Raw genomic sequence first — 11117 nt, 5'->3', positions numbered from 1 at the left:
AAGGAATCTACAATCTTACTTTTTTTGCTGGGGCACAACTCCAGCTGAAAAAAGACTTACCAATATAATTCCATAGTTCTTCTAAGTGTCCAGTGAGAGAGGGCGAGAAGTTTTTTGGATTGTTATTGTTAATATATGCTGTTGATTTAGTGAGTAAACTGTCACCGAATCCAGCAATTGTAAAACAAGGCGAATCACAGTCACATTCATTGTTATTAACGCACTCACTAAAACTATCTGAATTTGCTTTATTGATTAATGGAAGCCAATAACTCCCATATTTTTTATCTAAATCAAATGCTGTCTTTATATCCAGCCCTTTTTTATGGTCAAAGAAGAATTTGGCCGTCTGATCTTCTGAACAAATCCTCCGGAATCTATCAAGAGACTCTATTTTTTCAACGGATGCCTTATCCTCAATAAGAATATTTTCTAATAAATCGAATGGTATCAATGATTCAATTTCGTGGGCGTTAATGACTATTATCCTTCCTGTTTTCAGATGGGCTTCACCATTAAAATTTTTGCAAGTACCTCCCTCAGGGTATTTGGGGTGTTTCTTGTCGTTATCAAGTATGCAAAGAGTTACTTCGAGGTTGTTTACCTTTCTATCGAAAATTCTTTTAGTGCTTCCTCCGCCACCATTAATTGCTTGAAATTTTATATTTAAAAGGTTGGCTTTTATTTTTTTTGAATAGTAGCTTGCAATTACTTTATAAAAATCCGAATCATTTACATCTTCGCAAACGATTAAGGCATCCTGAACAGATGCGGAATCAACAAAAAAATCTGGCCCCACAGTCAATGTTTCTGAGTCGTGCAATTGATTCCATAGATAATCTTTACCTTTAATATTGAAATCAAGCACTACATTGAAATTGACGAATTTTAGTAATGACGAGTATTCCATCTGAGCCCGACGAGCCTCTTCCGCAGATTGTTTTAATATTCTGCTAAAGACACCGTTTTTTTCAGTAATTACATTTTCGAAAAAATCCTTATTGGCAATTATTATGTGTTTTTTTTCTCCAAAAGAACGAATGACATTCTCAATTGCTTGTGCGTGAGAGATGTTTGAGAAGTTGATTTTCTCTATATTTATTATTTTAATTATCATGATCATCTTCCTGAAAAGAAACCAATAGGCCAATTGTTTAGCATGCCATCGTCATCAAATGTTGATATGGAAGTATTAGTGGACTTTCCATTCTCTTTATCAAAAATAATAATTGAAATGTCATCTGGTGTTATATCGATAGATTTATCTTCTATGCACTCGCCAAGAGACTCGATCATGTTTTGACTATGGGTTTCGAATATTATTTGAATATTGATCGAGTTTTCTTTAGCTTTTGCGATAACTTTTGCAAAAATTTTAGCTAAGGTATGTTGATAGGCGGGATGTAAGTGAAGTTCCGGTTGTTCTATTATGAAAATAATTTTTTTATCTTTAATGGCTTTCTTTCTTTCTGTTTCCATCCAAATAGCAGTCAAAATAGGCAAGACTTGAGAATACCCAAAACCCATATCGCTAATATTATATTCTGTGTCATCACTATCAGTTACAATTCTGACAGCGAAATGAGGGCCATCTTGCTTTACCTTTACAAAAAATCCAAAATTGACTTTTGTCCATTGTTCAAATTGATTTTTTTCTGTTGGTTTCAGTGAGTTTAACAGCATTGCAAGGTTAGAACCTGTATGGTCTATTTCATCCACTTGTAAATCTTGGAATCTATAAAATCGTTCAGAGGTTGCCCTGAGTGGTGCTATATATCTAATTGAAGAAAATATTTCAGTCAACTCTGAGTTAATAATGTTCAATATGGAATTCAGGTTCCAAGCAATAGTGTATGGATAAATTTTATCTACGATGGCGCTTGGATCTTTATTGAAATTGTTAACAAAGAATCTTTGTTCTTTAAATACTCCCTCAAGAAGGTATCTGTACACGTCTTTTTTGACAAAACCAAGCCTATCAAGGCCATTTAATATCTTGTCTGTGTCAGTGTTTGTATGGAAATATTCTCTTAGGATTTTTAAACCTGACTGGAGGAACGTTAACTCTAATTCGTTTGGTTGATATGGTCTATTAGAATAATATTGGTTCTTAATTCCGGTCGTCGTACTTATTACTTCCTCTTTTTTTTTCAATAAAACTCGAGGAATAAACTGCCCAAGATTTGTAGCCACAAGGCCATCTTTCTCGATTACAACTTTGCCGGAAGTAATCTTAAAGCTTGCGTTGTCATTGTCTCCAATATATATATTTATAGTGACGTCATGTAATTTTATTTCTATTTCATTCGCTTTTGTTTTTTTATCTTTAGCCTTGAGTTTTAGTCTTACGTCGAACTTAGTGTCCTCAGTATTTGCGATTCGATGAGAATACCTATTGAATTTTTTATTTCTATCCTCACTTATGGAAAGGATAAATTTAAATTCAATTGTATCTTTTAATGAATTATTAGAGATAACTTCCTCAAAATCACCAAAATCAACGTAACGTCCATACCATAATATTGGGCCGGTAGTATTGGACTCAAGAGACTGTCGAAATAAAGGGAATGTACGTAATACAGAACTTTTTCCACTGCTGTTTTTACCAACAAAAACCGTAATTGGTTTAAGCTCAATGGTAGTCTCAGTTTTAAAACTTCTAAAGTTGTTTACTCCAATAGATTCAAGCATATATTCTCTCCTTTTTCACATGCTAAGTTTTTTTTAAAAGAAAATCATCAAATAAATAGAAAATTTTCTTGTGTTTTTTTGTTGAATCAGAGGAACCTGTGGAAGTTGATTGCACAGCGCGCAATGCTATCCCCGCCACGCCTGCCCGCTTTATAGGTCGCTTTTAATGCAGTTGCGTGATCCACTGTGATCCACGTCAGCACTGGTGTCGCGGGGAGAAAAGAGCAGGGCGATCACAATGCAAAATCATGCACTCACTGCATGCAGAGCTATTAAAGTGAGATCGCCCGCGTTCCTGGCTATTCTTCATCGTCGTAAACAGAGAATGGCACTGACGGCGTGTCTTCTTCATCCAGAACGCTATCTGCCATATCAGAGATCATTTCCATCACCAGTGCGTACTCATCATTTCTGCACTGGCCTGACTGTGCGATGTCAGCCATAAGCCGGATTTTTATCAAAGCCATCTTTAGCTCATGAGAGGATTCCATTACTCACTCCAATGCACTGTTTATTTATACAGTATAATATTACCATTTCTTAACAAATTCCAATAAAAACTGAATGTTAAATTTTAACCAATAGCTTAGATGAATGTTTAAACAATCTTAGTCGTCATAAAATTCCTGCCAGTCCATAAGAGGGGGATGATGGATCACAACATCACCAAAACTGATTTTGGCTCCCCGGGTTAATGCTTCCAGCTCCCATCTTTGAGCTTTGATATCGTTTTTAAGCAATTCCTGTTCAATCTGAGGCAATCGCGCCCGTTCTTCAGGCGTCAATCTTGCAGATGGAGCAACATCGCGCCCCTTTGTTGGGTCAAAACCTCGCTGCGCCTTGCTGACTCTCGGTGTTTCCTCTCGTATACGCGCCACAATCGCCCTCACGGCGGCTGTGTCTGTCCAGTCAATAACTCGCAGGTTGTCAGAATTAGACGCTGTAGGCGCGCTCCCAGCCTGGCTATCACGCCAATTTGTAGCCTGTTTCTTTCCACCTAACCCACAGTTATTGACAGGACTCCGAGGCGCGCCGGAGGCGCTTTTGGAGGTCAAAACCTCAACGTTAACGGCAGAAGAAACGATGCGCCATTGTGTTGTACGGGTTTCATAAACGCGGGAATCGCCGAGGTGAGGCGCAAAAATACCCACAACCTTTTTCACTTCTTCATCGTAGGCGTTCAGTTCGTCAGCAACTCGGCGGGCTACACGCACAGTCTGATCGTCGCGAGGCACATTCGCGCCGCCCTGGGCTGACATGTACGCCATAAAGTCACCGGCATCAGCAGCAGCGCGAACGGCTTCCACTTCTTCGTCAAAGGTTTCAGTCAAATTGATGGAACGGATGCGGCGGCACTCACGGTATGAACCCATTGTAGGCAGGCCGATAGGATGAAACTGGGGGATCCGCCAGGTAGCAGCCCAGGCGGTGACAGCAGCAGCAGAATCTGTCAGCAGCTCGCCAGTTTCGTGGTCGCGCTCGCCTTCCAGCGCGTAGCCGTCGATGTTCTTTGCGATGTATTTGGCGATATAGCCCGCCGCGCCGCCACGGTTCAGGTGCTTACAGTCAAAGCGATTTTTAGCAGCGCCGCGCTCGTCACCATCTTTTTTCATAGCGTATTTACGCATGATATCGATCACCGGCTGACGCATAGCTGGCTTGGTGAATAACATCATGTGCCAGTGCGGCGTCGCGTCGTGGTGGGGTTCGACAACGCGCATACCATAAACTGACAGGCCGCTATCCTTGAACGCGGTGCGCATCTTGCTCCAGATCCCGCACAAATAACGCTGCGCATCTTTCGGGGTATAGGCTTCTTTGTCCCAGGCGTGATTTCGCTGAACGCGTTTTTTATCGCCCTTGCCAACCATGCGGGTCGGGTGATATTTGGAAGGGGTGGTGATGGTCAGGAACATCCCGACGTCGCCATTTGCAGCAGCATATTTTTCAGTGCCGGCGATCGTGCTCATTAGCTCCATACGGCGGATTTCAGGGTTAGAAATACTCGCCATTACTTTGTCGATCAGACTGAAACGCTCGCCGGTTTCGATGTTTTCCAGGTCGCAGCTTTTGAGATAGTCGAGATTGGAAAGACGGCGCGCGCGCACTTCACGAATAGCCTGCTTACTGGCGTACGGGGAAGCGTCACGGTTCACTTTGCCGATGGCGATCAGTAAAGATTCACGCCAGCGGGTGCGCTGACCTTTCAACTGGAGTAACCACCAGTCTGGATTGACCAGGCGCGACATGGCAGCGATAGCGGAAACAGCATCCAGTTTATCTTTGCAATACCTTGTCCAATACATCGGCGTGACATTGAAAGCCTGTGCCATACCGGCAATTTCGCAGTACAGCTCGCACTGGGTATCACTCTCAAAAAGAATCGAATTATCCCCGTTGTATTGAGCAAGAAGCTGATCACAACGGTCTTCATAGATTTCTTTCAGCTGTCCGACAATGTCCTGGGCGAACCGGCGCAGCGGTTTATCGCTCATGCTCGGCAGGTTGTGATAAGTGTCTGCCTCAGACATGAATTTCATGGAGGCTTTAACATTCATCGCATGAGCGGCATTAACCGCTTCGACGCGGGGAAGAATGCTGCGACCAAGGGTATAAACCAGATATTTATTTGCGGCGTGAATGCCCTGCGTTTTCAGCAGATACGCATGGCGGCCTGTGAAAATTTCCCGCAGATCCGTAGAGAGGTTTTTTACTCTGATTAAAACAGCTTGCCCCTGATCGTATTCATCACGGGTAAGCGGTCTTTCCAGGCCAGAAACGGCCTGGCGTGGTTTGTTCCAGGGAAACGCCCAGACTTCGGGCGTTTTAATCTGAGGGGTAAAACGGCTGGTCTGCATTACATACCGTCTTTGATATCAATGACCAGATAGCCAGCGTTAATACAGGCCAGGATGAGTAATGCCACTGAGAAAACGATCACTTGTTTCCTCTGTAATGTCTGGCGTTCAACTCGGCGAGTTCTTTGCAGTAGACACAAAGCTCAACACCTGGCAGAGCTGCACGGCGTTCCTCTGGTATCGGACGATTACACGCGATGCAGAACATTGCTGAAACGCCTGCAACAGTTGCGCGGGCGGCTTGGATTTGGGCGGAAAGGACGAGATCAGCGCGCTCCTGGGCGGCGTCAAGTACATCAGCCATAGTTACGCTTCCGCTTCACTTTGAATTCGGTTAGCTTCGATGCGGAGTGCTTCAGCAGCTTCAATTCCTGTCATTTCACGTTTGAGAATGAAACTGGCAATCGCTTCAAGGCGACCGGCAAACACCACCGCTCTATTAGCGCGTTCTTCATTACGAGCAGTGTCGAGCATCAACGACAAATCAAGAACTGATGTGTAATCGCGTTCTGGTGAAGCTAAATCGATGCCCATAACTGGAAAACCAACAATATTCTGACGGGTGTTATCAATCATATTTTTCATGCAGAACTCCTTTTTTGGGCAAACGAATGCCCGGCGAGTTGACGCCAATTAGTTTGAATACGGGTTAGTGTTTAATATTTATCTTGCAATCATCATCACTGATAAATTTGGGCAGTGATTCAGTTAAACCAAGCAAAGAATTTAGCGCCGCAACTACTTGATGCCTTTCCGTCGGCGTTAATTCAGCAAACTTCATCTCAAGATGGCGGCGAGATAAGCCAGCATGAAAACAGATTGTTCTACGCATGTGCAGCGGTTGAGTATCAAATGTTTCCTGCGCTACATTCTTTCTGAAATCAAACATCTCTTTAATTCTGGAAAGATGCTTCTTGCCTATTTGAATATGTTCTTCATTCACTAAAGACATAATCACCTCAACTAAACAGACGCTTTAAAAGCGGTTTTGGATTTCTCACGGCCTGCGGGGCAGTGGCTTGTGACATTGAAGGGTTCCAACGCTTTCCGCCTGGTAATTCAATGCAACCATGGCCGAAATGGCGAGATGGACTTTGCTGTTTTAAAAATGGAGCGATAGAAACAGCCATAGTCACATCAGCCCATTTGTCGTGACGCTTGCAATAGCACCAACTGCGGATGCCAGGGCAGGCGATGCCTGTACTCGGCCTTGAACAACTAAACCGATCAGCGATAGATGGCGAATACCGGCATTTACACCTTCGAGTAAGGACATTCGACGCTGAGAACTGACCGCACCACCTTTCACTGCATCAGCTGCAATAGAACCTACGGCGGCAGTTGCCTGTAGTGCGTAGGTTGAAAGATTAGAAGTAGCAATTTCATTGACCGGTACTGACGGCAGGCAATTTATCTGTGCAAGCATGCCATCGAGAAGAGTTGCGTCCTCAGTCAGATCAGTGATTAAAAGAACTTCCTCACAGGTAAGTTTATGAGGTTGCTCAGGATTAAACTTATTGCGCAGGATTTGGGGTTTAGTTCCCATCAGCGCGGCAAGTTCGGTAAGGTTATGACGATTCACAAATGCCTTACATGCATCGTCAAAGTGAGCGTGTTTGGAAACGCGATAATCAAACATTGTTAGTCCCTGCTAGTTTGAATAATCTGACTCAACGATTTATGTAGCGGCACTTGATGGCTTGCTGACGGTTTTTTTCACGCCAGGCCTCAAGATTGATCAGGGCATTGCCATGACGTTCCATTACAACAGTTTGCATTTGACCTGTTTTTCGGTTTTTGCGTTGCTGGGTGATAGTGGTCGAAGGCGTCGGTGCAAGCAGGACAACGCCGTTAGCGATCCACTTTTCGAGGACAGCGGAGCTGATGCCGTTAATTGCAGCAAAATCTTTTTTAGAAATTGTTGGGGAATTGGCGAGCGTAGTCAGTTGCAAACTTATTGAGTTCACGATGGTTGCAGATAGGGCTGACTCCAATGCAGGCAGGAGTTGGGAAACAACAGAGTTTAACAGTTCCTTAGAAACGGCTTTCTTATCAATGGCCACTTGAATTGCATTCTGGTCAGACATAAAGCAAAATCTCCCTTTGAGCAGTTTGAGTTCTACTGTGTAACATGTGGTGTGTTGTCACTTTAGAATACAAACTTAGATTTGTAAAATGCTTTTGTATTTTTCAGGTGGGCAATGTCTGAATCTAAACCTAATGCGTCGGAAGTACTTGATCGTTTATCTTCCTCTTATGGCGTCTCAACACAGAAAGAGCTGGCTGTGTGTCTGGAAATCTCTCCTGGCAACGTCAGTGCCTGGGTGCAGAGGGGAAGCGTTCCCGGCAACGCTATCATCAAATGCGCATTAGACACTGGTGCAGACCTAAAGTGGCTAGTAACTGGTTTATTTGCAAATGCAAATCTAAAAAATACTAATATCTCAAAAAGTGCGAGAACAGACAGCGGTAAAACATTGTTAAAAAAAATGTTATCTGCAGGTGGGAAGTCAGTTCTTAAACGAATTTTGGACGCTTACGGTTTCACGACTCAAAAAGAATTAAGTGAATATTTAGAGATTTCTACAGGAACGATTAGTACATGGGTTCGTAGAGAATACTTTCCTGGCGACGTTGTGATTACCTGTGCATTGGACACCGGTGCCTCCCTCGAATGGTTAGCTACGGGCGAAATGGGCATAGCCTCGCAAGTGGAAACTGCCGCCTCGGGAATACCAATGATCAGCAAGAAATTACTCCTGGCCGGGAAACTTGATGAGGATGGTTTTTGCTATATCGATGAGACGTTCGTTCCAGATGGTGTCAACCTTAATAACTTGAACTTTGTGCGAAGTGGTAAATCAGCGTGGTTGATTGAAATGGGTATTAGCGAAATATCGAATGGCTCATGGCTGTTAGACATTGATGGTATTTTAGACGTGTACGCGGTTTCTAGGCGTCCAGGGAGTAAATTGCGCGTTATCGGTCAAGATGGCGAATTTGAGTGTTCAACTAATGAAGTTATAGCAAAAGGTTTAGTTGTAGCCCTATTAAAAAATTACATATAGCCGTGGTGGTTAAAGCGTATCAGTTTCTATGAGCGCTATAGATGGATATAATTTTATACATTGGCTATTGCACAATGATAAAGTGTTATTTTTATTTAAAAGTAAAGAGGCTTAAAATGAAATTTAAAAAAATTTATTTATCTAACTGGCGTCAGTTTAATTTAATTGATATTGATTTTCATGAGAGAGTGACAATCATTACAGGGGCTAACGGTTCAGGGAAATCGACAATACTGAAAATTTTAGCACAGCATTTGGAGTGGAGTCATAAATTCTTGGCTGTTCCTACTTATGATGAAAAAATTGATGAGTATGTATTTAAAAACCATGACGATGGAATTAGTAAAAGTGATGGAACACATGGGGGTAGTATACATGAAATAGGATGCATAACATATTCAGATGATGAGAAATCAACTCTTTCTATTAATAAAAATCTTAATAAAATAGAATATGAGATAAATGTTGAAAATAAAAACAATCAAATAAAAGGGGTGTTCATACATTCCCATCGTGCTTCAAATAGTTACTCCGAAGTGACGAGTATCCCTGCTACGGTTATCAATCCTTATGATTCTTATAAAAAACACACTAGTGCTTACAAACAGCATCTTGAAGATAAATCCTTCAATGGTAGCCCAATTACGATGATGAAAGAGTCCTTAATTTCAATGGCATCATTCGGTATAGGAAATAGTTTTGTTAAGAAAAACGAAAAGATAGAAAATACATTCCTTGGATTCATTGATATATTGAAAAAATTACTGCCTGCTGAAATAGGTTTCAAAAATATTAAAATTGAAATGCCCAACGTAGTGCTTGAAACTAAATCGGGGGATTTCATATTAGACTCCACTTCTGGTGGGATAATGGCATTAATTGATATTGCATGGCAAATACTTTTATACGCACAAGATATTGATTTATTTACCGTTGTTATTGATGAGCCTGAGAATCATCTTCATCCTGCTATGCAAAGAACTTTACTTAATAATTTGGTCTCTGCCTTTCCAAACGTGCAGTTTATAGTTGTTACTCATAGCCCATTTATAATATCTTCAATAAAAGAATCGAACGTATACGCGTTGCAATATGATGCAGTTAATGATCTGAAAAAAGTTAATTCTTTTCAGTTGGATTTAAGACAAAAGGCCGCAACAGCAAATAAAATTCTTAGGGAGGTTCTAGGTGTTCCTGTTACGATACCTCAGTGGGCTGATGATGAACTTCAACGTATTTGTGCTGGATTTTCAGGAGAAAAAATAACTGCTGATAGGTTAGAGGAATTACGTCAGGAATTAGAAGTCGTTGGTTTAAGTGAATTTTACCCTGAGGCTTTGAGTAATATCATGGGTAATAATTATCATGATTAAGTTAACTAAGCTTACTGAGCCTAAAGTGCTTACTGATAATGGTGCTGAATGGACCAAAATACATTTGGCAAACATTTCTAATAATATTGAATCAACTACTTACTTAAAGTCAAGGTACAATCATAAAGAAATTAAAGAACAGATAGTTAAAGAAACATATGGGAAGTGCGCTTATTGCGAGAGTAAGTTGCGGCATATACATCATGGTGATATTGAACATATTTATCCTAAGTCTTTAGATGAGTCAAAAAGATTTGAATGGGTAAATCTAACATTAGCTTGTGAGGTTTGTAATCAGAACAAATCTAATTTAGATCCTCTCATGCTTGACATTCAGGATCCGTATGTTGGACACCCAGAGAACATATTGATGTTTGCAGGCCCACTTGTTTTTGGACTTGATAGCAAAGGTTTGTCAACTGAGAAAATATTGAAATTAAACAGGACAGAGTTAATCGAGCAAAGAAAGGAAAGAATTGAAAAGATACTTCTAATAATCCAAAATATTCTCGATTCTACTATCCCCCTAGCGACTCGAAGAATTATCTACGATGATTTAATAACAAATGAAGCTAGTCAATCTGCGGAGTATTCAGCTATGGTTAAATGTACAATCAATCAAATGGAGAGTAGAATAATAGCTATTCTTAAATAAAAATAGTGGGTTAAATCCCGCATCAATATTAATTTATTTGTAATAAAAATCCTCACAACAGTCACTTAAACTGCCTTGGAAGTACGATGCCATTTTGAGAAAAGCTATTAGACAAAGTTGCGTATCTTTCAACTATATGACAGCTAATGCAACCTGATTTCATCAACGTCCGCTTCAGAAATTTAACTGCTTCTTGAAACATCAAAGGCGGCTTGGAGAATGAAGCGGGCTTATCAGGCTTCAAGCGTGCGGATTAAATCAACGCAAATTGGTTCATCACAAAAAGCTGATTACGCGTCAGATGGGGGGAACTGTCGCCATTATGTCGCCAACTAGTTTTTAATCCATTGATTAATATTGGTTTAATTAGTATTCGGTCTTTTTTTTGCCTGTTTTTTAAATCAGTAAGTTGCATCTCCTCCTGCTTCTTCCATAACTGCAAATCAGCTCTGATAGCAACAGCCTTTTCCCA

Annotated in this window: 13 protein-coding genes; 3 read left to right on the top strand and 10 right to left on the bottom strand. The window is 41.1% G+C overall.

Features of this window, described 5'->3' with window-relative positions:
* Window positions 1-7: 7 nt before the first annotated feature.
* The 10 genes from BV494_RS09205 to BV494_RS09170 form a co-directional block, all read right to left on the bottom strand.
* On the bottom strand, window positions 8-1117 hold the full coding sequence (locus tag BV494_RS09205) for a hypothetical protein (protein WP_104922604.1): 1110 nt from the start codon (window positions 1115-1117) through the stop codon (window positions 8-10).
* A 2-nt stretch (window positions 1118-1119) separates the two neighbouring features.
* A complete protein-coding gene (locus tag BV494_RS09200) occupies window positions 1120-2691 on the bottom strand; it encodes an AAA family ATPase (RefSeq protein ID WP_104922603.1) in 1572 nt (523 codons plus the stop codon).
* 299 nt (window positions 2692-2990) lie between these two features.
* Window positions 2991-3158: a hypothetical protein gene (locus BV494_RS25835; protein WP_165498002.1), complete on the bottom strand. Its 168-nt coding sequence runs from the start codon at window positions 3156-3158 to the stop codon at window positions 2991-2993.
* A gap of 141 nt (window positions 3159-3299) precedes the next feature.
* Window positions 3300-5549, bottom strand: a complete 2250-nt coding sequence (locus BV494_RS09195; protein WP_104922602.1) for a replication endonuclease — start codon at window positions 5547-5549, stop codon at window positions 3300-3302.
* Window positions 5550-5628: 79 nt separating this feature from the next.
* The gene (locus BV494_RS09190) at window positions 5629-5853 is read right to left on the bottom strand and encodes a TraR/DksA C4-type zinc finger protein (protein ID WP_104922601.1); all 225 of its coding nucleotides are present in this window, start codon (window positions 5851-5853) and stop codon (window positions 5629-5631) included.
* A 2-nt stretch (window positions 5854-5855) separates the two neighbouring features.
* Entirely contained in the window at window positions 5856-6134 is a 279-nt protein-coding gene (locus BV494_RS26075; RefSeq protein ID WP_226790056.1) for a DUF2732 family protein, read from the bottom strand.
* Window positions 6135-6198: 64 nt separating this feature from the next.
* Complete coding sequence (gene repB / locus BV494_RS09180) at window positions 6199-6501, bottom strand: phage replication protein B (protein ID WP_104922600.1); 303 nt, start codon at window positions 6499-6501, stop codon at window positions 6199-6201.
* Window positions 6502-6508: 7 nt separating this feature from the next.
* Window positions 6509-6679, bottom strand: coding sequence for a phage filamentation protein Fil family protein (locus tag BV494_RS25830; protein WP_192938108.1), 171 nt, complete (start codon window positions 6677-6679; stop codon window positions 6509-6511).
* Between the two features lie 2 nt (window positions 6680-6681).
* Window positions 6682-7188 (bottom strand): phage regulatory CII family protein, encoded by a 507-nt coding sequence (locus BV494_RS09175; protein ID WP_104922599.1) that lies wholly within the window; start codon window positions 7186-7188, stop codon window positions 6682-6684.
* A gap of 31 nt (window positions 7189-7219) precedes the next feature.
* Window positions 7220-7636 carry a hypothetical protein gene (locus BV494_RS09170; RefSeq protein WP_104922598.1) on the bottom strand — a complete coding sequence of 139 codons (417 nt, stop codon included), beginning with the start codon at window positions 7634-7636 and terminating at the stop codon, window positions 7220-7222.
* 114 nt (window positions 7637-7750) lie between these two features.
* Here BV494_RS09170 and BV494_RS09165 point away from each other — a divergent pair, with 114 nt between their 5' ends.
* From BV494_RS09165 to BV494_RS09155, 3 genes are all read left to right on the top strand, one after another.
* Window positions 7751-8617 (top strand): helix-turn-helix domain-containing protein, encoded by an 867-nt coding sequence (locus BV494_RS09165; protein ID WP_104922597.1) that lies wholly within the window; start codon window positions 7751-7753, stop codon window positions 8615-8617.
* 116 nt (window positions 8618-8733) lie between these two features.
* The gene (locus BV494_RS09160) at window positions 8734-9990 is read left to right on the top strand and encodes an AAA family ATPase (RefSeq protein WP_104922596.1); all 1257 of its coding nucleotides are present in this window, start codon (window positions 8734-8736) and stop codon (window positions 9988-9990) included.
* Window positions 9983-10645 (top strand): HNH endonuclease, encoded by a 663-nt coding sequence (locus BV494_RS09155; protein WP_104922595.1) that lies wholly within the window; start codon window positions 9983-9985, stop codon window positions 10643-10645. Before BV494_RS09160 ends, BV494_RS09155 begins: the two co-directional genes overlap by 8 nt.
* Window positions 10646-11117 lie beyond the last annotated feature (472 nt).

The organism is Rahnella sikkimica, from assembly GCF_002951615.1.
Lineage (GTDB): Bacteria > Pseudomonadota > Gammaproteobacteria > Enterobacterales > Enterobacteriaceae > Rahnella > Rahnella sikkimica.
This window is presented reverse-complemented; position numbering and strand designations above follow the sequence as displayed.